The sequence below is a fragment of the Metapseudomonas resinovorans DSM 21078 genome (assembly GCF_000423545.1).
Lineage (GTDB): Bacteria > Pseudomonadota > Gammaproteobacteria > Pseudomonadales > Pseudomonadaceae > Metapseudomonas > Metapseudomonas resinovorans.
In genome coordinates this window covers 157,221-181,617 of the sequence record NZ_AUIE01000002.1, presented here as the reverse complement: position 1 = coordinate 181,617, position 24,397 = coordinate 157,221, and the positions used below count along the sequence as shown (strand labels likewise).

Annotated in this window: 26 protein-coding genes; 12 read left to right on the top strand and 14 right to left on the bottom strand. The window is 63.6% G+C overall.

Going from position 1 to position 24,397, the window contains the following annotated elements:
* Window positions 1-31: 31 nt before the first annotated feature.
* From rpoZ to G559_RS0103385, 3 genes are all read right to left on the bottom strand, one after another.
* Window positions 32-295, bottom strand: coding sequence for a DNA-directed RNA polymerase subunit omega (gene rpoZ / locus G559_RS0103395; protein WP_016495387.1), 264 nt, complete (start codon window positions 293-295; stop codon window positions 32-34).
* A 174-nt stretch (window positions 296-469) separates the two neighbouring features.
* A complete protein-coding gene (gmk, locus tag G559_RS0103390) occupies window positions 470-1,090 on the bottom strand; it encodes a guanylate kinase (protein ID WP_028626901.1) in 621 nt (206 codons plus the stop codon).
* 12 nt (window positions 1,091-1,102) lie between these two features.
* Window positions 1,103-1,966, bottom strand: coding sequence for a YicC/YloC family endoribonuclease (locus tag G559_RS0103385; protein WP_028626900.1), 864 nt, complete (start codon window positions 1,964-1,966; stop codon window positions 1,103-1,105).
* Between the two features lie 136 nt (window positions 1,967-2,102).
* Here G559_RS0103385 and rph point away from each other — a divergent pair, with 136 nt between their 5' ends.
* On the top strand, window positions 2,103-2,822 hold the full coding sequence (gene rph / locus G559_RS0103380) for a ribonuclease PH (protein WP_028626899.1): 720 nt from the start codon (window positions 2,103-2,105) through the stop codon (window positions 2,820-2,822).
* 28 nt (window positions 2,823-2,850) lie between these two features.
* Entirely contained in the window at window positions 2,851-3,216 is a 366-nt protein-coding gene (locus G559_RS0103375) for a DUF4870 domain-containing protein (protein WP_028626898.1), read from the top strand.
* Window positions 3,217-3,271: 55 nt separating this feature from the next.
* Here the strand turns inward: G559_RS0103375 and G559_RS0103370 are convergent, their stop codons facing one another.
* On the bottom strand, window positions 3,272-4,051 hold the full coding sequence (locus G559_RS0103370; RefSeq protein WP_028626897.1) for an exodeoxyribonuclease III: 780 nt from the start codon (window positions 4,049-4,051) through the stop codon (window positions 3,272-3,274).
* Window positions 4,052-4,131: 80 nt separating this feature from the next.
* Here G559_RS0103370 and pyrE point away from each other — a divergent pair, with 80 nt between their 5' ends.
* Together pyrE and G559_RS0103360 are read left to right on the top strand one after the other, a co-directional pair.
* Complete coding sequence (gene pyrE / locus G559_RS0103365) at window positions 4,132-4,773, top strand: orotate phosphoribosyltransferase (protein ID WP_028626896.1); 642 nt, start codon at window positions 4,132-4,134, stop codon at window positions 4,771-4,773.
* Between the two features lie 22 nt (window positions 4,774-4,795).
* A complete protein-coding gene (locus tag G559_RS0103360; RefSeq protein ID WP_137823058.1) occupies window positions 4,796-5,389 on the top strand; it encodes a DUF4124 domain-containing protein in 594 nt (197 codons plus the stop codon).
* A gap of 6 nt (window positions 5,390-5,395) precedes the next feature.
* On the opposite strand, the gene G559_RS0103355 is transcribed toward G559_RS0103360, so the two are convergent.
* Genes G559_RS0103355 through coaBC form a run of 5 tightly spaced genes read right to left on the bottom strand, consistent with a single transcriptional unit; the run spans window position 5,396 to window position 11,130 of the window.
* Window positions 5,396-5,839, bottom strand: a complete 444-nt coding sequence (locus G559_RS0103355; RefSeq protein WP_028626894.1) for an acyl-CoA thioesterase — start codon at window positions 5,837-5,839, stop codon at window positions 5,396-5,398.
* A gap of 60 nt (window positions 5,840-5,899) precedes the next feature.
* Window positions 5,900-6,805, bottom strand: coding sequence for an acetylglutamate kinase (gene argB / locus G559_RS0103350; protein ID WP_028626893.1), 906 nt, complete (start codon window positions 6,803-6,805; stop codon window positions 5,900-5,902).
* A 21-nt stretch (window positions 6,806-6,826) separates the two neighbouring features.
* A complete protein-coding gene (locus G559_RS0103345; protein ID WP_028626892.1) occupies window positions 6,827-9,421 on the bottom strand; it encodes a phosphomannomutase/phosphoglucomutase in 2,595 nt (864 codons plus the stop codon).
* A gap of 38 nt (window positions 9,422-9,459) precedes the next feature.
* Window positions 9,460-9,915, bottom strand: a complete 456-nt coding sequence (gene dut / locus G559_RS0103340) for a dUTP diphosphatase (RefSeq protein WP_028626891.1) — start codon at window positions 9,913-9,915, stop codon at window positions 9,460-9,462.
* A gap of 6 nt (window positions 9,916-9,921) precedes the next feature.
* The gene (gene coaBC / locus G559_RS0103335; protein ID WP_028626890.1) at window positions 9,922-11,130 is read right to left on the bottom strand and encodes a bifunctional phosphopantothenoylcysteine decarboxylase/phosphopantothenate--cysteine ligase CoaBC; all 1,209 of its coding nucleotides are present in this window, start codon (window positions 11,128-11,130) and stop codon (window positions 9,922-9,924) included.
* Between the two features lie 136 nt (window positions 11,131-11,266).
* Here coaBC and radC point away from each other — a divergent pair, with 136 nt between their 5' ends.
* On the top strand, window positions 11,267-11,941 hold the full coding sequence (gene radC, locus G559_RS0103330) for a RadC family protein (RefSeq protein WP_028626889.1): 675 nt from the start codon (window positions 11,267-11,269) through the stop codon (window positions 11,939-11,941).
* Here the strand turns inward: radC and G559_RS0103325 are convergent.
* A complete protein-coding gene (locus G559_RS0103325) occupies window positions 11,938-13,512 on the bottom strand; it encodes an ABC transporter substrate-binding protein (RefSeq protein ID WP_028626888.1) in 1,575 nt (524 codons plus the stop codon). The genes radC and G559_RS0103325 overlap by 4 nt on opposite strands.
* 357 nt (window positions 13,513-13,869) lie before the next feature.
* On the opposite strand from G559_RS0103325, the gene rpmB reads away from it, so the two are divergent.
* Both rpmB and rpmG read left to right on the top strand, forming a co-directional pair.
* Window positions 13,870-14,106 (top strand): 50S ribosomal protein L28, encoded by a 237-nt coding sequence (rpmB, locus tag G559_RS0103320; RefSeq protein ID WP_028626887.1) that lies wholly within the window; start codon window positions 13,870-13,872, stop codon window positions 14,104-14,106.
* A 10-nt stretch (window positions 14,107-14,116) separates the two neighbouring features.
* Window positions 14,117-14,272: a 50S ribosomal protein L33 gene (rpmG, locus tag G559_RS0103315; RefSeq protein WP_003464575.1), complete on the top strand. Its 156-nt coding sequence runs from the start codon at window positions 14,117-14,119 to the stop codon at window positions 14,270-14,272.
* Window positions 14,273-14,541: 269 nt separating this feature from the next.
* Here rpmG and G559_RS0103310 read toward each other — a convergent pair whose 3' ends face one another.
* Window positions 14,542-14,907 (bottom strand): cupin domain-containing protein, encoded by a 366-nt coding sequence (locus G559_RS0103310; protein WP_028626886.1) that lies wholly within the window; start codon window positions 14,905-14,907, stop codon window positions 14,542-14,544.
* A gap of 14 nt (window positions 14,908-14,921) precedes the next feature.
* Window positions 14,922-16,262 (bottom strand): aspartate aminotransferase family protein, encoded by a 1,341-nt coding sequence (locus tag G559_RS0103305; protein WP_028626885.1) that lies wholly within the window; start codon window positions 16,260-16,262, stop codon window positions 14,922-14,924.
* A gap of 229 nt (window positions 16,263-16,491) precedes the next feature.
* On the opposite strand from G559_RS0103305, the gene G559_RS0103300 reads away from it, so the two are divergent.
* A complete protein-coding gene (locus tag G559_RS0103300; RefSeq protein ID WP_028626884.1) occupies window positions 16,492-17,985 on the top strand; it encodes an aldehyde dehydrogenase in 1,494 nt (497 codons plus the stop codon).
* A 124-nt stretch (window positions 17,986-18,109) separates the two neighbouring features.
* The gene (locus tag G559_RS0103295) at window positions 18,110-19,261 is read left to right on the top strand and encodes an MFS transporter (RefSeq protein WP_028626883.1); all 1,152 of its coding nucleotides are present in this window, start codon (window positions 18,110-18,112) and stop codon (window positions 19,259-19,261) included.
* Window positions 19,262-19,366: 105 nt separating this feature from the next.
* On the opposite strand, the gene G559_RS0103290 is transcribed toward G559_RS0103295, so the two are convergent.
* Window positions 19,367-20,689 (bottom strand): NAD(P)/FAD-dependent oxidoreductase, encoded by a 1,323-nt coding sequence (locus tag G559_RS0103290; RefSeq protein ID WP_028626882.1) that lies wholly within the window; start codon window positions 20,687-20,689, stop codon window positions 19,367-19,369.
* 111 nt (window positions 20,690-20,800) lie between these two features.
* Window positions 20,801-21,289 (bottom strand): Lrp/AsnC ligand binding domain-containing protein, encoded by a 489-nt coding sequence (locus G559_RS0103285; RefSeq protein WP_016495366.1) that lies wholly within the window; start codon window positions 21,287-21,289, stop codon window positions 20,801-20,803.
* Between the two features lie 158 nt (window positions 21,290-21,447).
* On the opposite strand from G559_RS0103285, the gene dadA reads away from it, so the two are divergent.
* The 3 genes from dadA to alr all read left to right on the top strand — a co-directional run bounded on the left by dadA (window position 21,448) and on the right by alr (window position 24,209).
* Window positions 21,448-22,746: a D-amino acid dehydrogenase gene (gene dadA, locus G559_RS0103280; protein ID WP_028626881.1), complete on the top strand. Its 1,299-nt coding sequence runs from the start codon at window positions 21,448-21,450 to the stop codon at window positions 22,744-22,746.
* On the top strand, window positions 22,721-23,074 hold the full coding sequence (locus G559_RS0103275) for a RidA family protein (RefSeq protein WP_028626880.1): 354 nt from the start codon (window positions 22,721-22,723) through the stop codon (window positions 23,072-23,074). Before dadA ends, G559_RS0103275 begins: the two co-directional genes overlap by 26 nt.
* A 67-nt stretch (window positions 23,075-23,141) precedes the next feature.
* Window positions 23,142-24,209, top strand: a complete 1,068-nt coding sequence (gene alr / locus G559_RS0103270; RefSeq protein WP_028626879.1) for an alanine racemase — start codon at window positions 23,142-23,144, stop codon at window positions 24,207-24,209.
* Window positions 24,210-24,397 lie beyond the last annotated feature (188 nt).

The window sequence follows — 24,397 nt, the reverse complement described above, 5'->3', positions numbered from 1 at the left end:
CTGTGCCGTGCGACGTCGACCGGGCATGGATTCAGAGGGCCTCGTTGGCCTCGTCCTCGAATGCGGCAAACAGCGGCTCTTCTTCAACGATGTCTTCCTGGGCGATGACGTCGTAATCGACCAGGCCGGCAGCGATTTCGCGCAGGGCGACTACGGTCGGCTTGTCATTTTCCCAGGCTACCTTCGGCTCTTTGCCGCCGGTGGCCAGCTGACGGGAACGCTTGGTGGCGAGCATGACCAGCTCGAAGCGGTTATCAACGTTGTCCAGGCAATCTTCAACGGTAACGCGGGCCATGGTGTTCCTCGTAGCACGAAATGAATGGCTGATACGGTGCCCGAATGGGCGAGCGGACTGGATAGTCTAAAAAATCGCCAGCAATTAGGGAAGCGCCGATTTTCAGCGCTTCCAGGGTGGAGTCTGGCCCAAGGCCGGCCGAGAGGCCAGCTATCGCCTCGATAGAGGGTGTGGTCAGTCGAGCAGGTGGGCCAGCAGGGCGCCGTGGCGGACCTGTTGCGCGTCGTGACGCAGCTGGTTGGCGCGAAAGATGGCCTTGAGGTCTTCCAGCGCGGTGGCGAAGTCGTCGTTGATCACCAGGTAGTCGTACTCGACGTAGTGGCTCATCTCGCTGACGGCCTCGCGCATGCGGCGCTCGATGATCTCTTCGCTGTCCTGGCCGCGGTTGTCCAGACGTTGGCGCAGGGCGTGCTGGCTCGGTGGCAGGATGAAGATGGACTTGGCCCGAGGCATCAGGTGGCGGACCTGCTGGGCACCCTGCCAGTCGATTTCGAGGATCAGGTCATGGCCCTCGGCCAGGGTCTGTTGCACCCAGCGCTGGGAAGTGCCGTAGAGATTGCCGAAGACTTCGGCATGCTCCAGGAAATCACCGTGTTCAAGCATCTGCACGAACTCTTCGCGGGTCACGAAGTTGTAGTTGACGCTGTCCACTTCGCCCGGGCGCATGCCTCGGGTGGTGTGGGACACCGAAACGCGGATGTTCGGTTCGGCGTCGATCAGTGCTTTGACCAGGCTGGTCTTGCCGGCGCCGGAGGGGGCGGAAACGATGTACAGGGTGCCGGGGGTGGCGGTCATGGGGGCAGTCTCTTACTCGATATTCTGGACTTGTTCGCGCATCTGCTCGATCAACACCTTGAGGGTGACCGCAGCCTGGGTGCTGCGCGGATCGAACGCCTTGGAGCCCAGGGTATTGGCTTCGCGGTTGAGTTCCTGCATCAGGAAGTCGAGGCGGCGACCGGCGGCGCCGCCAGCCTTGAGCACGCGGCGGACTTCGCCGATATGGGTGACGAGGCGGTCGAGTTCTTCGGCCACGTCGCTCTTCTGCGCCAGCAGGACCATTTCCTGCTCCAGGCGCTGCGGCTCCAGCTCGGCTTTCATCTCATTGAAACGGTCGAGAATTTTCTGCCGCTGGGCAGTGAGCATCTGTGGAACCAGAGCGCGCAGGGCGGTGACTTCTTCCTGCATGGCGTCGAGGCGGTCATTGAGCAGGCGGGCCAGTTCGGTGCCTTCGCGGGAGCGGCCGTTCTTCAGTTCGTTGAGGGCCTGGGCGAAGGCCTCCATGGCGGCGGCGTTCAGTGCTTGCGGGTCGGCGGCGTCGGCCACCAGTACGCCCGGCCAGGCGAGGACTTCCAGCGGGTTGAGCGGGGCCGGTTGCTGGATCAGTGCGGCAACGCTTTCGGCCGCCTGGATCAGCTGGCTGGCGCGCTCGCGGTCCACCTGCAGCGGCTTGCCGGCACTTTCTTCGGCGAGGCGCAGCGTACATTCCACCTTGCCGCGGGAGAGCCCCTGGCGCAGGGCGTCGCGCACCGGGCCTTCGAGGTCGCGGAAGGCTTCCGGCAGGCGCAGGTGGGGTTCGAGATAGCGGTGATTGACCGAGCGGAGTTCCCAGCTCAGGGTGCCGTGGGGGCCAGCCCGTTCTACGCGGGCGAAGGCGGTCATGCTGTGCACCATGGGGTGTCCTCTGGGTTTGGCGATCAAAGGAGGGGATTGTAGCCCAGGCGGACCGCGCCTCCCAACGCGGCGATGTCCCCCGTGCCGCAGGGCCTCTATAATGGCCGGCAGATTTCTCCCGAACAGGTAAGCCCCAATGAAACGTCCTAGTGGCCGCGCGGCCGAACAGCTGCGTCCGATCCGCATCACCCGTAACTACACCAAGCACGCCGAAGGTTCGGTGCTGGTGGAGTTCGGGGATACCAAGGTGATCTGCACGGCCAGCGTCGAGTCCGGCGTGCCACGCTTCCTCAAGGGACAGGGTCAGGGCTGGCTGACCGCTGAGTACGGCATGCTGCCGCGTGCGACCGGCGAGCGTAACCAGCGTGAAGCCAGCCGTGGCAAGCAGGGCGGTCGTACGCTGGAGATCCAGCGCCTCATCGGCCGCTCGCTGCGCGCCGCTCTGGACATGACCAAGCTGGGTGAGAACACCATCTATCTGGATTGCGATGTGATCCAGGCAGACGGTGGCACTCGTACCGCCTCCATCACCGGCGCCATGGTGGCCCTGGTCGACGCGCTGAAGGTGCTGAAGAAGCGTGGCGCGCTGAAAGGCGAACCGCTGAAGCAGATGGTCGCCGCCGTCTCTGTCGGCATCTACCAGGGTGAGCCGGTGCTGGACCTGGACTACCTGGAAGACGCCGCCGCCGAAACCGACCTGAACGTGGTCATGACCGATGCCGGTGGCTTCATCGAAGTCCAGGGTACCGCCGAGGGCGCACCCTTCCAGCCGGAAGAACTGACCGCCATGCTCGACCTGGCACGCAAGGGCCTGAATGAGCTGTTCGAACTGCAGCGCGCCGCCCTGGCCGACTGACACGACATCCGCACGAGGAGGTGTAGGAATGGACGAACCTACTCAGTATCAGGAGCCGAACCGGGAAGTGCGGCAATGGGCGATGTTCTGCCATTTTTCCGCCTTCCTCGGCCTGGTGTTCCCCTTCGGCAACCTGTTGGGGCCGCTGATCGTCTGGCAAATCAAGAAGGACCTTGATCCCTTCGTCGACGCCCAGGGCAAGGAAGCGCTGAACTTCCAGATCACCGTGGCGCTGGCCGTGGTGCTGTGCTTCTTGCTGATGCTGGTGGTGATCGGCTTTCCGCTGCTTGGCCTGGTGAGCATCGGTGCCCTGGTGCTGACCATCATCGCCGGGATCAAGGCCAACGAAGGCCAGGCATATCGCTACCCCTTCTGCTGGCGCCTGGTGAAATAGGCCTAATCGCGGACAAGAAAAAGCCGGCTCGAAAGCCGGCTTTTTTCTGCCTGGATCACACGCTCAGCAACCAGTCGTAGTCGACGATCAGCGGTGCGTGCTGCGAGAAGCGCGGTTGGCGCGGCAGCTTGGCGCTACGCACGAAGCGGCGCAGACCCGGCGTCAGCACCTGGTAGTCGAAGCGCCAGCCGAGGTTGAGCATCTCGGCCTGCTCGCTGTCCGGCCACCAGCTGAACTGGTCGCCTTCGCGGCTGACTTCGCGCAGAGCATCGACATAACCCATATTGCCGAACACTTCGTCCATCCATGCACGCTCGGGCGCCAGGAAGCCGGGGATCTGCTGGCAATCGCGCCAGTTCTTAACATCCAGCTTCTGGTGGGCGACGTACATCGAGCCGCAGTAGATGTATTCGCGACGCTTGCGGCGCTGCTTGTTCAGGTAATGAGTGAGGTCGTCCATGAACTTGAACTTATGGTTCAGATTCTCGTCCCCGCCTTGCCCGGAAGGCAGCAGCAGGGTGGCGATGCTCACTTTGTCGAAATCAGCCTGCAGATAGCGTCCGTACCGATCGCAGGACTCGAAGCCGAGTCCCCAGATAACCGCCTTGGGTTGCAACCGCGAATAGAGCGCCACGCCACCTTGGGCAGGCACTTCGGCATCGCCGGCGTAGAGGAAATAACCATCCAGTTGGAAGGCAGGGTCGTCCAGGTCGAAGGCGGAGGCACGTGTGTCTTGCAGGCAGATCACGTCGGCATTCTGAGCTTGCAGCCAGCTGAGGAGACCTCGCTCGGCTGCCGCTTGAATACCATTCACGTTCACACTGATGATCCGCATAAATGGCCCCCAAAAACACGTGCGTGTATGATACCCGAGCTCTTTCTTTTTAGCTAAATCCGTGCCGTCCGAGGCTTTTCATGCAGGCGTACCAGCGCGATTTCATTCGCTTTGCCATCGAGCGCGGAGTTCTGCGTTTCGGTGAGTTCACTCTCAAATCCGGGCGTACCAGCCCCTATTTCTTCAATGCCGGCCTGTTCAACAGTGGCCTGGCCCTTGCCCAGCTCGGCCGATTCTATGCGGCCGCCGTGGTGGACAGCGGCATTCCTTTCGATGTGCTGTTCGGTCCGGCCTACAAGGGCATCCCGTTGGCGGCGGCGACTGCCGTGTCACTGGCCGAGCATCATCAGATTGACATCCCGTGGTGCTTCAACCGCAAGGAAGCCAAGGACCACGGCGAAGGCGGCACCCTGGTCGGTGCACCGCTTGCCGGTCGCGTGCTGATCATCGATGACGTCATTACTGCCGGCACCGCGATTCGCGAGGTGATGCAGATCATCCAGGCGCAGAATGCCCAGGCGGCCGGTGTGTTGATCGCGCTGAACCGTCAGGAGCGTGGCCAGGGTGAACTCTCAGCTATACAGGAAGTAGAGCGCGACTTCGGCATCCCGGTGGTCAGCATCGTGTCCCTGGAGCAGGTACTGGAATACCTGGCCGGTGACGCGGAGTTGAAGAAGCACCTGCCAGCCGTGGAAGCCTATCGCGCCAACTTCGGTATCTGACCATTCGGGGCCGGGATTCCTCATGCTGATGTTGCCTGCACTTCGCTACAGCCTGGCACTGGTTATCCTGTTGCCGGCGCTGGCCGGCGCGGCCGAGCTGTATCGCTACGTCGACGACAAGGGCGTGACCGTCCTTGATCGCCAGGGCGTGCCGCCGGAATACATTGGCAAGGGTTACGAGGTGCTCAACGAGCAGGGTCGGGTCATTCGTGTGATCCCGCCTGCTCCGAGTCGCGAGGAAATGCAGCGCCAGCTGGACGCAAAGGCCCGCGCCAGCTCCGATGCGCAGTTGCTGCGGCTCTACACCAGCGTCGAAGACGTCGACCGCGCCCTGGAGCGCAAGCTGGCCGAGCTGGATGGCCTGATCGGCGTCGCCCGCGGCAATCAGCAGTCGCTGCGTGCTCAACAGGCCAACCTGCAAAGCCAGGCTGCCGAGAGCGAGCGGGCCGGGCGTGACGTCCCCTCCCACCTGGTGGAGCAGATCAACAACCTGCGCGAGCAGCAGAGGGGGCTGGACAAGGACATCGTCCGCTACGAGAAGAGTCGCGAAGCCGCCATGGCGGCCTATGCAGCAGATCGTGCGCGACTGGCCGAGTTGCTCGGTGGTGTTCGCTAGCCGGCCTCAGTCGGTCGGCGCAGCCCGCTCGAAACCCCGCACCTTCTCCCTCAGCCAATCCGGCAACCGCAGGCTCTTGCGGTTGTCGGCATCGGCATGCACGTAAACCACTTCGCCTGAGGTCAGCTGCTGGTCTTCGCGCCAGATGCCCAGCTCGAAGGCCATGCTGGCGCCGCCCAGCCGGCTGACCCGCACGCCCACGTCCAGTTGTTCGTCGAAGCGCGCGGGCGCCAGGTATTCCAGCAGGGTCTTCACCGCGAAGAAATCTCCGCCATCCTTCAGGAGATCGGCCGGGTAGGCCACTTCGAGGGCGCGGAAGTACTCGGTGATGGCGACGTCAGCGTAGGTCAGGTAGTTGCCGTTGAAAACGATGCCTTGCGGGTCCACTTCGGCCCAGCGCACGCGCAGCGGGTGGAAGAAGCTGAAGTCATCGCGGGACAGCTTGGCCATTGCCGGCTCCTCAAAAAAGAACAGGCCGGATCGCTCCGGCCTGTCTGGGTGTCGCACCGCTCAGTGACGCTTGCGGTTGGTGATCAGGGTGCCGACGCCGCTGTCGGTGAAGATCTCCAGCAGCACCGCATGGGGCACGCGACCGTCGATGATGTGCGCAGCGTTCACGCCGCCTTGCACGGCATCCAGGGCGCAGCGGATCTTCGGCAGCATGCCGCCGTAGATGGTGCCGTCGGCGATCAGGTCGTTGACCTGCTCGGTGGACAGGCCGGTGAGCACCTGGCCCTGCTTGTCCATCAGGCCGGCGATATTGGTCAGCAGCATCAGCTTCTCGGCCTTCAGCGCCTCGGCCACCTTGCCGGCCACCAGGTCGGCGTTGATGTTGTAGGACTCGCCATTGGCACCCACGCCGATCGGCGCGATCACCGGGATGAAATCGCCCTTCACCAGCATGTTCAGCAGGTCGGTGTTGACGCTGGCAACCTCGCCGACGTGGCCGATGTCGATGATTTCCGGCTGGGTCATCTCGGGGGTCTGGCGGGTGACGGTGAGCTTCTTCGCCCGGATCAACTCGGCGTCCTTGCCGGTCAGGCCAATGGCGCTGCCGCCATGGCGGTTGATCAGGTTGACGATGTCCTTGTTCACCTGGCCGCCCAGGACCATCTCCACCACATCCATGGTCTGCGCGTCGGTCACTCGCATGCCGTCGACGAAGTGGCTCTCGATGGAGAGGCGCTTGAGCAGGTCGCCGATCTGTGGGCCGCCGCCATGCACCACCACCGGGTTGATGCCGACAGCCTTCATCAACACCACGTCGCGGGCAAAGCTGGCCTTCAGCTCGTCGCTTTCCATGGCGTTGCCGCCGTACTTGACCACCAGGGTCTTGCCGACGAAGCGGCGGATATAGGGCAGCGCTTCGGACAGGACCTGGGCGACGTGGGAAGCAGCGTCAAGGCTGAGGGTCATGCTGGGCTCCAGTGACACGAATCAGAACGGCAGGTTGAGTTCAGGGGCGATGAGGGTGAGCTGGCTGCGGAACACCTGTTTGATGCGCTCCAGTTCCTCCTCGGTGTCGGCCTCGAAGCGCAGCACCAGCACGGGAGTCGTGTTGGAGGCGCGGCACAGGCCCCAGCCCTTCGGATAATCGACACGCACGCCATCGAGGGTGGTGAGGTTCGCTTCGCCCCAATTGGCCTCGCGCTGCAGGCGCTCGATCAGGGGGAACTTGCTCTCGTCGGTGACGGTGATGTTGATCTCCGGAGTGGAGACGTCTTTCGGGAAGGCCGAGAACACATGTTCGGCGTCACGCTTGTCCTGGCTGAGGATTTCCAGCAGGCGCGCGGCGCTGTAGATGCCGTCGTCGAAGCCGTACCAGCGCTCCTTGAAGAAGATGTGGCCGCTCATCTCGCCAGCCAGCAGCGCGCCGGTTTCCTTCATCTTTTTCTTGATCAGCGAGTGGCCCGTCTTCCACATCACCGGGCGGCCGCCGTAGCCGCTGATGAGGGAGGTCAGGCGACGGGTGCATTTGACGTCGAAGATGATGTCGGCGCCGGGATTGCGGGATACCACATCCTTGGCGAACAGCATCAGCAGGCGGTCGGGGTAAATGATGGTGCCTTCGTTGGTCACCACACCCACGCGGTCGCCGTCGCCGTCGAAGGCCAGGCCCAGGTCGGCCTTCTCTTCCTTCACCTTGGCGATCAGGTCTTCCAGGTTCTCGGGCTTGCCCGGGTCCGGATGGTGGTTGGGGAAGGTGCCGTCGACATCGCAGTACAGGGGGATCACGGTGCAGCCGAGGGCTTCGATGAGTTGCGGCGCGATCACGCCAGCGACGCCATTGCCGCAGTCCACCACGACTTTCATGGGCTTGGCCATGGCGATGTCATCGCGGATTTCGCGGAAGTAACGGTCCAGTACGTCGACCACCTCAATGCTGCCTGCACCGCTGGCCAGGTCGTTGTTCTGGATGCGGGTATGAAGGGCGGTGATTTGTTCGTTGGCCAGGGTTTCGCCGGCGACCATGATCTTGAAGCCGTTGTAGTCCGGCGGGTTGTGGCTGCCGGTGAGCATCACGCCGGATTTGCCGGCCAGTATGTTGGCGGCGTAGTAGAGCACTGGGGTCGGCACCATGCCGACGTCGCTGACCTGGCAGCCGCAGTCCAGCAGGCCCTGGATCAGCGCCTGGACCAGCTCGGGGCCGGACAGGCGGCCGTCGCGGCCGACCGAGACGCAGGGCTCGCCGCGGGCCAGGCTTTCCGAGCCGATGGCGCGACCCACCCAGTAGGCGGTCTCGGTAGTGAGGGTATCGCCGACCACGCCGCGGATGTCATACGCGCGGAAAATGCTGGCGGGCAGGGTGGGAGCGATCTGTTCGATGCTGGTCATGGCGGGGGCTTGCTCCAATCCCAGGAGGTCCTGGTCTTCGTCGAGGATGTCGATATCGAGAATGTCGGTATCTTGGAATAGCGGGTCGGCCAATTCGGCCGGCCGAGGGGGTACCGGGGCAACAGGGTTGCTGGCGGCTACCTTGGCCAGGCCATTGTCCGGCGCCGGCTCGGGTTTGCGCCTGGGTTGGCGGGCAAGCGCCTGGGCCAGGCTGTCCAGCGCCGGCAGGCGCAGACTGAAGGCTTTGACGCTCTTGCCGTTCGAGAGTTCTTGCAACAGCTGATTGAGCTGCTGCGCGTCGTCCCGCAGCTTGCGCTGCAGGGCGCCCTGGCTGAGCTTCAGGCCGAGCAGTGCGCCGCCCAGGGCGAGCAGGGCGGCCAGGGCCAGCAGCAACGGGGAGAAGACGGTCTGGGTCAGGGTCGGACCAGGCGTGAAACTGAGCCTCCAGTTCGGGTTGCCACTGTCCAGGTCGATAGGCGCAACACCGGCGGCCTCCCCACGCTGGGCAAGGAGCTGGGCAGGGGCGTTGCTGAACTGCTGGGTCAGCTGCAGCTGGCCGACCTCCGCCGGCAGCGATGGCAGGCTGCGCAGCAGCCGGTCCAGCTCGAATACCATCAGCAGGGTGCCCTGGGGCGGGCTCTGCTCGTTCAGGCGTAGCGGCGCGGCACTGTAGACCAGCCAGCGGTCACCGACCTTGAAAGCTTCAGGGCTGGGCGGCTGGCCATTTTCCAGGCGACGCAGCATATCCAGCGCAGCGAAGTTCATCGGTGCGGCACGCTGGCTGTTCTGTTGGGCCTGGCCAGGCAGGTTGAGGTGAGCATCGATCACGCCGTCGCGATAGCCCAGGCTGCGTTCGGCGGCCATCAACTGACCGGCGTCACCGCTGTTGAGGGCGTCGATCAGGCTCGGATCATGGGCGGCGGCGGCGGTATCGGCCTGCAACTGGGCGATCGCCTGGCGCAGGGTAGCGGCCTGGCTGCCGCCCCAGGCCTGGCCGAGCTGGTCGACCCGACCTTGCTCGGCGGGACTGAGGACGCCAAACCAGAGCAGTGCGCCAGCGGCGGCCACACCCACGAGGGCGGCCAGCGCGCCTGGAAGCAGGTCGTCGGAGCCATTATGGTCGGGCTTGGCTTCGGCCGACGCTCTGGCCGATCCGTTGCTGGCGGCGTCCTTGCTGCTGCGCTTGAAGAGTTTCACTGAACGTCTCCTAGGCGGTTCGTCCTGATGTTGGACTGTCAGTGGCTACCGGAGTGACCGAAACCACCGGCACCACGTTCGCTTTCGTGGAACTCGTCAACCAGCTCGAAGTGTGCCTGGACCACGGGTACCAGCACCAGTTGGGCAATGCGCTCGCCAATGGCGATGCGGAATGCCGTCTGACCGCGGTTCCAGCAGGACACCATCAGCTCGCCCTGGTAGTCGGAGTCGATCAGGCCCACCAGGTTTCCCAGTACCACGCCGTGCTTATGGCCGAGGCCCGAACGCGGCAGGATCAGCGCGGCCAGGCCCGGGTCGGCGATGTGGATCGAGAGGCCCGTGGGGATAAGGAGGGTCTGGCCGGGCTCGAGGACGACTTCTTCCTTGAGCATGGCACGCAGGTCGAGGCCGGCAGAGCCAGGGGTGGCGTATTGCGGAAGCGGAAATTCGCTGCCGATGCGGGGATCGAGGATCTTGGCTTGCAGTGAGTGCATGGAGTCTCAGGCCTGGTTGAGGCGGTCGGCGATGAAGGCGATCAGCTGCCGGGCGATCTTGCCCTTGCTGGTCTGGGCGAAGCTGGTCTGGGCCAGGTCGCGGTTGATGATGGTGATGGCATTCTCCTCGCTGTTGAAGCCGATGGTGGGGTTGGCCACGTCATTGGCGACGATCAGGTCGAGGTTCTTGTCCTTGAGCTTGCGCGAGGCGTACTCGAGCAGATTCTCGGTCTCGGCGGCGAAGCCCACGCTGAAAGGGCGGTCGGGACGGCCGGCGAGCGTCGCGAGGATATCGGGGTTACGTACCAGCTGCAGCAGCAGGCCTTCGCCACTGGTCGGGTCTTTTTTCATTTTGTGCTGGGCGACCACTTCCGGACGGTAGTCGGCCACCGCGGCGGCAGCGATCAGCAGGTCGCAGGGCATGGCCGCTTCGCAGGCGGCAAGCATGTCGCGGGCGCTGACCACGTCGATGCGGTTGACCCGGTCCGGCGTGGGCAGGTGCACCGGGCCGGTGATCAGGGTCACCTTGGCGCCGGCTTCCACTGCGGCTTCGGCGAGGGCGAAACCCATCTTCCCGGAACTGTGGTTGGTGATGTAGCGCACCGGGTCGATATTTTCCTGGGTCGGTCCGGCGGTGATCAGCACATGGCGGCCCGTGAGGGCGCGGTGCTCGAAGCAGTCGGCGGCGCGCTGGGCCAGTTCCTCGGCTTCCAGCATGCGGCCGAGGCCGACATCGCCGCAGGCCTGGCTGCCGGCTGCCGGGCCGAACAGGCGCAATCCACGCTTGGCGAGGATTTCCAGGTTGGCTTGGGTCGCCGGGTCACGCCACATGGCCTGGTTCATCGCCGGGGCCAGGGCGACGGGGGCGTCGGTGGCCAGCACCAGGGTGGTCAACAGGTCGTCCGCGACGCCCAGGGCCAGACGCGCCATCAGGTCGGCGGTGGCAGGTGCGATCAGTACCAGGTCAGCCCAGCGAGCCAGCTCGATATGACCCATGGCCGCTTCGGCTGCGGAGTCGAGCAGGTCGAGGTGGACGGGGTGGCCGGAGAGCGCCTGGAGGGTCAGGGGGGTGATGAACTCCCGGCCGCCCTGGGTCATCACCACTCGGACCTCGGCACCCTGGTCGCGCAGGCGGCGAACCAGTTCAGCGCTCTTGTAGGCGGCAATGCCGCCGCCCACGCCCAGAAGGATGCGTTTCCGATAGAGCCGCTGCATAGGCCTGCCTTTTATAAGGTTGAAGATGTGCTGCGGCGAAGGCGCCTCCCCAGGCCGATCGTCGCGCAAAAAAGGTGGGTTAAGATAGCACAGCGACCGCACTGGAACAGCGGCGCAGCTCAATCATGGAGGTGTCATGAGCATCCGCAATTGGCCTGCGGCGGAGCGTCCGCGGGAGAAGCTTCTTGAACTGGGTGCGGCGTCCCTGAGCGACGCCGAGCTCCTCGCCATTTTCCTGCGCACCGGCGTAGCCGGTCGCAGCGCCGTCGATCTCGCCCGCCACCTGCTCAACGACTTCGGCAGCCTGCGCGCATTGCTCGAGGCCGAGCTGCACGACTTCAGCCAGCACCTCGGTTTGGGGCCAGCCAAGTTCGCCCAGTTGCAGGCGGTGCTGGAAATGGCCCGACGTCATCTCGCTGAGGGATTGCGTCGCGAATCCGCGCTGGAAAATCCCCAGGCAGTGCGTGATTTTCTCAAGGCGCAGTTGCGCCATTCCGCCCACGAGCAGTTCGCCTGCCTGTTCCTCGACGCCAAGCACCGGGTGCTGGCCTTTGAGGTGCTGTTCCACGGCACTATCGACGGCGCCAGCGTCTACCCGCGCCAGGTGGTCAAGCGGGCCCTGGCGCACAATGCCGCGGCGCTCATTCTTAGTCATAACCATCCTTCGGGCGTCTCCGAGCCCAGCGAAGCCGATCGCCAGTTGACCCTGCGCCTCAAGGAGGCGCTGGCGCTGATCGACGTACGCGTGCTCGATCACTTCATCGTCGGTGACGGTGAGCCCCTGTCGATGGCGGAGCGAGGCTGGATCTAGTCCAGTTTCACCTTGGCGAAGTCCTGTCGGCCGAAGGGGTTGACCTGGTAACCCTCGACATTGGTGCGGGTCAGGGTGAAGGCCGTGGGATGGGCGAGCGGCAGCCAGAGGGCCTGTTCGCGAATGATCTGCTGGGCCTTTTTGTAGAGGGTGGAGCGTTCAGCCGGGTCGGCATGGGTCTTGCCGTCCGCGATCAGCTTGTCGAGCTCGGCGTTGCAGTAGCGCGCGAAGTTGAGCCCGGACTGCACCGACGCGCAGGCAAACTGCGGGGTGAGGAAGTTGTCCGGATCGCCGTTGTCGCCCGCCCAGCCCATGAACAGCAGGTCATGCTCGCCTGCTTTCGCGCGCCGGATAAGTTCGCCCCACTCGATTACGCGGATATCCGCCTGAATGCCGACCTTGGCGAGGTCAGCCTGCAGCAATTGGGCGCCCAGGCTGGGGTTGGGATTGAGCAGGCTGCCGGAAGGGCGGGTCCAGATGGTGGTCTTGAATCCGTCTTTGAGCCCGGCTTCGGCAAGCAGCGCTTTGGCCTTCTCGGGGTCATGGGGGTAGGCCGGCAACTGTCCGGCGTAGCTCCAGGTGTTCGGCGGGTAGGGGCCGTCGGCGGCCGTGGCGCTGCCTTCGAAAACCGCCTTGAGGTAACTGGCCTTATCGAAGGCGAGGTTGATCGCCTGGCGCACCTGGGATTTGTCCAGCGGAGGGTGCTGACTATTGATGCCGACAAAGGCAGTCATGAACGCCGGCACCTGGATAACCTTGATGTTCTTGTCGCTGGCGGCGGATCGCACATCCAGGGGTTTGGGTGACAGGGCGATCTGGCATTCGCCGCGGCGCAGCTTCTGCAGGCGCACGTTGGCGTCGGGGGTGATGGCGAAGACCAGGCCGTCGACCCCGGGCTTGCCGCCGAAGTAGTCCGGGTTGGCGGCATAACGCACCGCGGCGTCCTTCTGGAAGCGACGGAAGACGAAGGGACCGGTGCCGATGGGCAGGGCGTTGAGCTTTTCGGGCGTGCCCGCTGTCATCAGCTGGTCGGCGTACTCTGCGGAATAGATAGAGGCGAAGCCCATGCTGAGGGTGGCGAGGAACGTGGCGTCCGGTTTGTTCAGCGTGAACCGCACCTGCAGGCCGTCGACCTTTTCGATGTGCTTGATCAGGTTCGGGAGCTGCATGGACTGGGCGTGGGGAAAGCCGCTCTGGGCAACTTTGTGCCACGGGTTGGTCGGATCCAGCATGCGCTGGAAGCTGAACACCACGTCATCGGCATTCAGTGGGCGACTCGGCTTGAAGTAGTCGGTCGAATGGAAACTCACGCCGTGGCGCAGCTGGAAGGTGTAGGTCAATCCGTTGGCGGCAACCTCCCACTTTTCGGCCAGCCCCGGTATCAATTTGCCGTTCTGTGCATCGAATTCCACCAGGCGATTCATCAGCACGTCGGCGGAGGCATTGGTGGTTGTCAGGGAGTTGTACTGCACGACGTCGAAGCCCTCGGGGCTGGCCTCGGTGCAGACGCTGAGAGTCGCGGCCTGGGCGAGCAGCGGGGCAAACAGAAGCGGGAGGGCGGCAAGACGCATGGCGGCTCCTTTGCGATGGCTGGTAAGCCCGTGGCGGGCCAAAGGCCTTACCCTAGACCAAGGCCGGTCGGCGAACAATGCGTAGTGGGCGACGAGCGGTCGCTTAGGTTGGCGGCCCTGATGTGGCTGCGTGGGCGCGGTTTGTGGCGTGGCCTGCCTGTGGGTAAATCGCTACGGCCCTTGCTGCACTAGGGTCTTTCTGATATAAAGCAGCGCTCTTTTCTGGGGGCCCGGTCTTTCGCAGTCTTTGTGCGGCCGGTAAGACCCTGACGAGACGGGCGCTTCAGCGCCCATTAAAGTGAGAGTTCAAGCGGCCAACCCATGCCGGGTTGGGCATGTGGTTTAGAGGGCTGAGGCATGTCGAGAGTCTGTCAAGTAACCGGTAAGGGTCCGGTTACCGGGAACAACATTTCCCACGCTAACAACAAAACCCGTCGTCGTTTCCTGCCGAACCTGCAGCATCACCGCTTCTGGGTCGAGTCCGAGAAGCGCTTCGTGCGTCTGCGCGTTTCCGCCAAGGGCATGCGTGTTATCGACAAGCGCGGTATCGATGCCGTGCTGAGCGAGCTGCGTGCTCGCGGCGAAAAGGTTTAAGGAGCTAATCATGCGTGAACTGATCCGTTTGGTGTCCAGTGCCGGTACCGGCCACTTCTACACCACCGACAAGAACAAGCGCACCACTCCCGACAAGATCGAAATCAAGAAATTCGATCCGGTTGTGCGTAAGCACGTGATGTACAAGGAAGCCAAGATCAAGTAATTGATCCGGCCCTTGTCGAAAAAGCCCGCCCTGTGCGGGCTTTTTCATGCCTGCGATTTGTCCAGGCTTGGCTTGCCGATTCGTTGTGGGGGGGCGAATTCATACGCTAAGGGCGGCGAATCCGACCCATTGAGGGCCATAGGGCAGATCTGCGGCCTGCTCAGCGATTGAAATCGCCTCCACAGAGAAAAGACAGCCCTCCGCTCTCGCCCATAAAAAAGCCCGCCAATGGCGGGCTAAAGGGTGACAAGCATGGGGGGTGAACAGGCTTAGTGAGTGGCCTGTTCGAAGATCACGTAGACCTTGCGGCAGGGCTCCAGCACTTCCCAGGTACCGGAGAAGCCGGCCGGGATGACGAAGCGGTCGCCAACGCGCACGGTCTTGGCGTTGCCGTCAGCATCGCGAATCACCGATACGCCCTGGAGAATCTCGCAGTACTCGTGCTCGGTGTAGCTCACTGTCCAGTGGCCCACCGCGCCTTCCCAGATGCCCACATTGAACTGGCCGCAGGGGCTGCCGTAGTGATTGCGTACGCTCTGCTCGGGGTCGCCCTTGAGGATCTTCTCGGGTGCCGGGCGGTAGTGTTCCGGGGCAGTGGTGGCCTGGGCGAAGTCGACGATCTGCTGGATATTCATTGTGCGGTCCCTGTTCAGACGGCCTTGCGGATGGAGTCGGCGAGCTTGCCGACGAGAATGTCGATCTGTTCCTTTTCGACGATCAGCGGTGGCGACATGGCGATGGTGTCGCCAGTGACGCGCACCATCACGCCGTCCTGGAAGCATTGCTCGAAAATTTGGAAGCCGCGTTTGCCGATGCCTTCGGCACTCGGTGCCAGTTGCACGCCACCGACCAGGCCCGCGGCCCGGATGTCGATCACGTTGGGCAGTTCTTTCAGGCTGAGCAGGGCATCCTGCCAATAGCTTTCCAGCTCGATGGCGCGCTCGAACAGACGCTCGCCCTGGTAGATATCCAGAGTCGCCAGGGCGGCAGCGCAGGCGACCGGGTGGCCGGAATAGGTATAGCCGTGGAAGAACTCGATGGCGCTTTCCGGTCCCTGCATGAAGGCCTGGTAAATCGCCTCAGCGACGAACACCGCGCCCATGGGGATGGCGCCGTTGGTCAGCCCCTTGGCGCAGGTGATGATGTCCGGGGTGACGCCCCAACGCTGGGCGGCGAAGGCCTCGCCAATGCGACCGAAGCCGGTGATCACTTCGTCGAAGATCAGCAGGATGCCGTGCTTGCGAGTGATCTCGCGCAGGCGTTGCAGGTAGCCCACCGGCGGCAGGATCACGCCGGCCGAGCCGGACATGGGCTCGACGATTACGGCGGCAATGTTCTCGGCGCCATGCAGAGTGACCAGGCGCTCGAGCTCATCGGCTTTCTCAATGCCAAATTCCGGCAGGCCGCGGCTGAAGGCGTTGCGCTGGATGTCCAGGGTATGTGGCAGGTGATCGACGTTTGGCAGCAGGGCGGGGAAGGCCTTGCGGTTGTTGACCATGCCGCCGACCGAAATACCGCCAAATCCAACGCCGTGGTAGCCCAGTTCGCGTCCGATCAGGCGGGTGCGAGTACCCTGGCCGATGGCGCGCTGGTAGGCGAGCGCGATTTTCAGTGCGGTGTCCGCCGACTCCGAGCCGGAGTTGGTGAAGAACACCTTGTTCAGGCCCTTGGGCGCGATATCGGCCAGGCGTTCAGCCAGCTCGAAGGGCAGGGGGTGCCCCATCTGGAAAGTCGGTGCGAAATCCAGCTTGGCGATCTGCCGGCTCACCGCCTCGGTGATTTCGCGGCGACCGTGGCCGGCGTTGCAGCACCAGAGCCCGGCGGTGCCGTCGAGGACCTGGCGGCCATCGGTGCTGGTGAAGTACATCCCTTCGGCGCTTTCCAGCAGGCGCGGTTTGGCCTTGAACTGACGGTTGGCGGTGAAGGGCATCCAGAAATCATCAAGACTGTTGGATATTCTGCCCGGTTGAGGTGCGTAGGCGTTTGTCATTGTGACCACCAGAGAAGGCAAGGCGAGGTGTTGTAGTGATTTTGCCGGAGTCTATGTTTAATATAACGAACATGACAAGGGTGTTTGGCCGGCAACTGTAAAATATATTGAAAAGGCTGGCCTCTCTGGTTTAGGGTTGCGAGGATGGCCAGATAGAGGTCGGCCTTGCAGAATTTTTGACAGTGCATGCCTGAGCTGGCGGCACTCTTCTAATAAGAGGAAAGCTCCGATGACCACCCTGACCCGTGCAGACTGGGAACAACGCGCCAAGTCCGTGCAGATCGAGACCCGCGCCTTCATCCATGGCGAATACACCACCGCCGTTTCCGGCGAGACCTTCGATTGCATCAGCCCGGTCGATGGTCGTCTGCTGGGCAAGGTTGCCAGCTGTGACCTGGCCGATGCCGAGTTGGCCGTGAAAGATGCCCGCGCCGTGTTCGAGTCCGGTGTGTGGTCGCGCCTGGCGCCGGTCAAGCGCAAGGAAGTCATGATCCGCTTCGCCGACCTGATCGACGCTCACGCCGAAGAGCTGGCCCTGCTGGAAACTCTGGACATGGGCAAACCGATCAGCGACTCGCTGAGCGTCGACGTGCCGTCCGCATCCCGCGCCATTCGCTGGAGCGGTGAGGCCATCGACAAGATCTACGACGAAGTCGCTGCCACCCCGCACAACGAACTGGGTCTGGTGACCCGCGAGCCGGTGGGCGTAGTCGCCGCTATCGTGCCGTGGAACTTCCCGCTGCTGATGACCTGCTGGAAGCTCGGTCCGGCCCTGTCCACCGGCAACTCGCTGGTACTCAAACCGTCCGAGAAGTCGCCGCTGACCGCTATCCGTCTGGCCCAGCTGGCCATAGAAGCCGGCATCCCGGCTGGCGTGCTGAACGTCCTGCCGGGCTTCGGCCATACCGTGGGCAAGGCCCTGGCCCTGCACATGGACGTCGACACCCTGGTGTTCACCGGTTCCACCAAGATCGCCAAGCAGCTGATGATCTACGCCGGCGAATCCAACATGAAACGCGTCTGGCTGGAAGCCGGCGGCAAGAGCCCGAACATCGTCTTCGCCGACGCTCCTGACCTGCAAGCCGCTGCCGAAGCCGCTGCCGGCGCCATCGCCTTCAACCAGGGCGAAGTCTGCACCGCCGGCTCGCGCCTGCTGGTGGAACGTTCCATCAAGGACAAGTTCGTGCCCATGGTGGTCGAGGCGATCAAGGCCTGGAAACCAGGCAACCCGCTGGACCCGGCTACCAACGTTGGCGCCCTGGTGGATACCACCCAGATGAACAACGTGCTGTCCTACATCCAGGCTGGCCATGACGACGGCGCCAAGCTGGTGGCTGGCGGCAAGCGTGTGCTGGAAGAAACCGGTGGCACCTACGTCGAGCCGACCATCTTCGACGGCGTGAGTAACGCCATGCGCATCGCCAAGGAAGAGATCTTTGGCCCGGTGCTTTCGGTCATCGCCTTCGACAGCGAAGAAGAAGCAGTCGCCATCGCCAACGACACCATCTACGGCCTGGCCGCAGCGGTGTGGACCAACAACCTGTCCCGCGCCCACCTGGTCGGCAAGGCCCTGCGCGCTGGCAGCGTCTGGATCAACCAGTACGATGGCGGCGACATGACCGCACCCTTCGGCGGCTTCAAGCAGTCCGGCAACGGCCGCGACAAGTCGCTGCACGCGTTCGACAAGTACACCGAGCTGAAGTCCACCTGGATCAAGCTCTGAGTCCCAATTGAGGTCCGCCCCCGTCCTCGGGGGCCGGCTCTACGAGCCACGCCTGCGGCCGGGTTTCCAGCGATGGAGCCCGGCTTTTTTGCTTTGCGCCACATGGAAAGGGAGGACATTGGCAATGCGTTGGGGAACTTACTTCGCGGTCTGTGGCGCGGTCATCAGCATCGGCCTGGCGCTGGGGGTGACCATGCCTCTGGTGTCCTTGCGGCTGGAGAGCTGGGGCTACGACAGCTTTGCCATCGGCGTGATGGCGGCAACCCCGGCCGTGGGCGTGTTGCTCGGTGCAGTGATTGCTGGGCGCCTGGCTGCACGCTTCGGCACCACGACCCTGATGCAACTCTGCCTGCTGGTAGGCGCGCTGTCCGTGGGCTTGCTGGCGCTGGTTCAGTTCTATCCCGTCTGGCTTTTGCTGCGGTTGTTGATCGGCATTGCCCTGACGGTGGTGTTCATCCTCGGCGAAAGCTGGATCAACCAATTGGCAGTGGAAGAATGGCGCGGCCGCCTGGTTGCCCTCTATGGCACTGGCTATGCCCTGAGCCAGCTGTCAGGCCCGCTGCTGCTGACGGGCCTCGGTACTGGCAATGACCTCGGCTTCTGGACCGGTACCGGGCTGCTGATCGGCGGCTCCCTGCTGCTGCTCGGTCGTACCGGCGCGCCCACTGTCGACGCCCATAGCGCGTCGGGGCGCGGCCTCTGGTCCTTCTGCATGCGCTTGCCGACCATCGCCTGGGCGGTCGTGCTGTTCGCCGCCTTCGAAGCGATGATGCTGACCTTGTTGCCGATCTACGGCTTGCGTCAGGGGTTCACCCAGGAAGTGGCCTTGTTGATGGCCAGCGTAGTGGTGGTCGGTGATGCCGCTCTGCAGCTGCCCATCGGCTGGCTGGCAGACCGGATGTCCCGCCTCAGCCTGTTCCGCGTCTGCGGCGTCACGCTGCTGGCGAGCAGTCTGGCCATTCCGCTATTGCTGCATACGCCCCTGATCTGGCCGATCTGGGTGCTGTTCGGGGCCAGTGCCGGCGGCCTGTTCACCCTGGCATTGATCCTGATCGGTGAGCGCTATCGCGACGACGAGCTGGTACGGGCCAATGCCCATATCGCCCAGCTCTGGGGAGTGGGTTGCCTGGTTGGGCCGCTGGTAACCGGTGCGGCAAGCCAGTGGATAAGTGGCCATGCGCTGCCGCTGATGATGGCTCTGGGGGCGGCAGGATTCGTCTGGTTGGCCTGGACCCGTGAACTGTTCGACGACGATGCCGAGGCTGTTCCCGACTGAAATCCGTGTCCAGGCCGGATGAGGTAGAGCGAAGCGAAACCCATCGCGGCGGAACAGCCAATTAATGGGTTTCGCAGTACGGACCTCGCGCTCGGAGGGTGGGGATCAGACGACTCCCACCGCCTCCTTCATCCGGTACCAGAGCATGCCGAGTGCCAGCAGCGGCGAGCGCAAGTGGCGGCCGCCGGGGAAGGTGATGTGCGGGACCTTGGAGAAGATGTCGAAGCCGTTGCTTTGCTCACCGCAAATGGCCTCGGCCAGCAATTGGCCAGCCAGGTGAGTGGCGTTCACGCCGTGGCCGGAGTAGGCCTGGGCGAAATAGACGTTGGGCTGATCCGGCAGTTTGCCGATCTGCGGCAGGCGGTTGGCGCCGATGCCGATCATGCCGCCCCACTGGTAATCGATGCGCACGTTTTCCAGCTTCGGGAAGACCTTGATCATCTTCGGCCGCATGTAGGCGCCGATGTCCGCCGGGTCACGTCCGGAGTAGTGGCAGGCGCCGCCGAACAGCAGGCGGTTGTCGGCGGAGAGACGGTAGTAGTCCAGGGCCACGCGCTGGTCGCAGACCGCCATTTTCTGCGGCAGCAGCTCGCGGGCGAGGTCTGCGGGCAGCGGTTCGGTGGCGACCACGTAGCTGCCTGCCGGCAGCACCTTGCCGCCGAGCGTGGCGTTCAGGTCGTTCATATAGGCATTGCAGCCCAGTACCAGGGTCTTGGCGCGGACCTGGCCTTGGGCGGTATGCACCTTCACCTCGGCACCGTAGTCGATGCGGGTAACGGCAGAATGCTCGAACAGGCGTACGCCGAGGGACTGGGCCGCGGCGGCTTCGCCCAGGGCGAGGTTGAGTGGGTGAAGGTGGCCCGAACCCATGTCGATCAGACCGCCAACGTACCGGTCCGAACCCACTACGCTGCGCATTTCATGGGGCTGTACCAGGCGCAGTTCATGGCGGTAGCCGAGGCCTTTCAGTTCTTCCATGTCCTCGGCGAAGCCGGCCAGGTCGCGCGGCTTGTTGGCCAGGTCGCAATAGCCCCAGGTCAGGTCGCAGTCGATGGAAAACTCCTCGACGCGGCGGCGGACGATCTCCACCGCTTCCAGGCCCATGAGCTTGAGGGCGCGCACGCCCTCGGCGCCGATCACCGACTCGAACTGCTCGACACCATGGCCGACGCCACGAATCAGTTGCCCGCCATTGCGCCCGCTGGCGCCCCAGCCGATCTGCCGGGCTTCCAGCAGCACCACGGAACGACCGCGCTTGGCCAGTTCGATCGCCGTGTTCAACCCGGAGAACCCGCCACCGACAATGCACACGTCGGCCAGCTCCTCACCCGCCAGGGGCGGGTAGTCGATGCGGCGGTTGGCGGTCGCGGCGTAATAGGAGGGAGCGTGCTGTTCGGTATGCACCGGGATGCGAACGCGGGCGTTCATGTGCGAAATCCTGATTTTGTTGTTTGGAAAATTTTACGCTCGGGCAGGATAAGGCGAACCCCCTGGCGCTGCCAAGGGATTTGCCGGTGGAATTGGAACAGCGGTTCCGAATCAGTCGGGAATCGGCAGGTTCAACGATTCCTTCACTTCTTCCATGACGATGTAGGACTTGGATTCGCGCACATGGGGTAGTTTCAGCAGGATGTCGCCGAGCAGCTTGCGATAAGAGGCCATCTCGTTGATCCGCGCCTTCACCAGGTAGTCGAAGTCGCCCGATACCAGGTGGCACTCCAGCACATGGGGCAGTTTGAGTACGGCGCGGCGGAAGTCTTCGAAGGTGTCGCCGGACTTGTAGTCCAGGCTGATCTCGACGAACACCAGCAGACTGGCCTTTAGATGCTGCGGGTTCAGCCGCGCGTTATAGCCGAGGATGATGCCTTCGCGCTCCAGGCGGCGGACGCGCTCGGTGCAGGGGGTGGTGGAAAGCCCCACGCGCTCGCCCAGCTCGGTGAAGGAGATCCGGCCGTCTTCCTGCAGGATTCGTAAAATATTCCGGTCTATCTTGTCCAGTTCACGACGGGATTGATGCTGGGTGCGCATGGTGGATGCCCCTCCGTTAGAGCGCATTCTGCCGAGAATTATCGCCAAATATAGCTGGCTATATAGTGAATATCACTGGTGCTGTCTCCATATACTTCGCGCCAACGACGCTCAAAATAACAAACGCAGCGGAATCCCCGTTGCGAGTGGAGACAGACATGCGAGTGATGGTCCTTGGCAGTGGTGTGATTGGTACGACTAGCGCCTATTACCTGGCCCAAGCAGGGTTCGAGGTGGTCGTAGTCGACCGCCAGAACGCCGTGGCCATGGAAACCAGCTTCGCCAACGCTGGCCAGGTTTCCCCCGGTTATGCATCGCCCTGGGCGGCGCCCGGCGTGCCGCTGAAAGCCGTCAAATGGATGCTGCAGCAGCACGCGCCGCTGGCCATTCGCACCACCAGCGACATCGACCAGTACTTGTGGATGACGCAGATGCTGCGCAACTGCACCGCCTCCCGCTATGCCGTGAACAAGGAGCGCATGGTGCGTCTTTCCGAGTACAGCCGCGACTGCCTCGACGAGCTCCGCGCTGAAACCGGCATCAGTTATGAAGGCCGCGCCCTCGGCACAACCCAGTTGTTCCGCACCCAGGCCCAGGTAGACGCCGCGGCCAAGGACATCGCCGTCCTCGAAGCCTCCGGCGTGCCTTACGAGCTGCTCGACCGCGATGGCATCGCCCGCGTCGAACCGGCCCTGGCCAAGGTCAAGCACAAGCTGGCCGGCGCCCTGCGCCTGCCCAACGACCAGACCGGCGACTGCCAGATGTTCACCACCCGCCTCGCCGAGATGGCGGAGAAGCTGGGTGTGGAATTCCGCTTCGGTCAGAACATCGAGCGCCTGGACTTCGCCGGCGACCGCATCAACGGCGTGTGGATCGACGGCAAGCTGGAAACCGCAGACCGCTATGTGCTCGCCCTCGGCAGCTATACCCCGCAAATGCTCAAGCCGCTCGGCATCAAGGCTCCGGTCTATCCGCTCAAGGGGTATTCGCTGACCGTGCCGATCATCAATCAGGCCATGGCGCCGACCTCGACCATTCTCGACGAGACCTACAAGGTCGCCATCACTCGCTTCGACAACCGCATCCGCGTGGGCGGCATGGCCGAGATCACCGGCTTCAACCTGGACCTGAATCCGGCTCGCCGCGACACCCTGGAGATGATCACCGCCGACCTCTACCCTGAAGGTGGCGACCTCTCCCAGGCAAGCTTCTGGACCGGCCTGCGCCCGGCGACTCCGGACGGCACCCCGATCGTGGGCGCCACTCCGTTCCGCAACCTGTTCCTCAACACCGGACACGGTACCCTTGGCTGGACCATGGCCTGCGGCTCCGGCCGCCTGCTGGCGGACCTGATGGCGCGCAAGCGTCCGGAAATCCGCGCCGACGGCCTGGACATCTTCCGCTACGGCAATTCCAAGGAGACCCCGAACAATGTCAATCCAGCGCCTGCGCACTGAAACCCGCTACAGCGAAGTCGTCATCCACAACGGCACGGTCTACCTGGCTGGCCAACTGGATGAGAAACACAGTGCGGGCATCGGCCAGCAGACTCGCGAAACCCTGGCCGCTATCGACGCGATGCTGGCCGAAGCCGGTACCGACAAGAGCAACATCCTGTCGGTGACCATCTACCTGAAGGATATGGAGGCGGACTACGCCGCGATGAACGCGGTGTGGGATGCCTGGGTGCCGAAGGGCGCTGCCCCGGCCCGTGCCTGCGTCGAAGCGAAGATGTACTCGCCCGACGTGCTGGTGGAAATGACGGTCGTCGCCGCGCTTCCTTAAGTTTCTTGCTCAGCCCGGCGTTCGCGCCGGGTTTTTTCCACCCGATCATTTAGAAGAAGTCCTCGCCATGCGTCCCGCCCGTGCCCTGATCGATCTCGAAGCCCTTTGCCACAACTACCGCCTAGCTCGCGAAGTCAGCGGTGCCAAGGCGCTCGCCGTGGTCAAGGCCGATGCTTATGGACATGGTGCGGTGCGCTGCGCCCGGGCTCTGGAATCCGAGGCCAATGGCTTTGCCGTGGCCTGCATCGAAGAGGCGCTGCAACTGCGCACGGCCGGCATCCGCAAGCCGATCCTGCTGCTGGAAGGCTTCTTCGAGGCTGATGAACTGGCGCTGATTCAAGAGCACGACTTCTGGACAGTGGTGCATTCCAACTGGCAGTTGGAAGCCATCGAGCGCGCTGCCGTGCGCAAGCCGCTGACCGTCTGGCTCAAGCTGGATTCGGGTATGCACCGCGTCGGGCTGCACCCTGCCGAGTACCGCGATGCCTGGCAGCGCCTTTCCACCAGCGCAAAGGTCGAGAAGATCGTACTGATGAGCCACTTCGCCCGCGCGGATGAGCTGGACTGCCCTAGCAGCATCGAGCAGGTTGCCGTTTTCGAGCAGGCTCGTGCCGGCCTCGAAGCGGAGGTCAGCCTGCGCAACTCGCCGGCCGTCCTTGGCTGGCTGCAGGTGCCGAGTGATTGGGTGCGCCCCGGCATCATGCTCTACGGCGCGACCCCCTTCGAGCAGCCGCATTCGCTGGCAGACAGCCTGAAGCCGGTGATGACCCTCGAATCGAAGGTCATCAGCGTGCGCGAGCTGCCCGCCGGCCAGCCGGTTGGCTACGGTGCGAAGTTCGTCACCGAGCGCCCGACCCGCGTCGGCGTGGTCGCCATGGGATACGCCGACGGCTATCCGCGCCACGCGCCCACCGGCACTCCGGTGAGCATCGACGGCCAGCCGAGCCGACTGATCGGCCGGGTGTCCATGGACATGCTCACCGTCGACCTCACCGACTTGCCCAACGCCGGCCTTGGCAGCCGCGTCGAACTCTGGGGCAACGAAGTTCTGGCCAGCGATGTGGCTGCCCATGCTGGAACGATTCCCTATCAGATCTTCTGCAATCTGCGCCGGGTGCCGCTCGTCTATAGCTGATCACCGGCGTGGATGGCGAGTGATCAGGAAAACGATCATTTCGCCGACGTTGTTTACTAGCTCATTGCTTTTACTGAGATTTTTCTTGGGACGGGGAAAGTTCGCGCAGTATTGACGGCCCGCGTGTTGTAAATACTGAACGCTGTTGCCATGATACGGCGACCGTGACTACCCCTGATCCCCAAGGA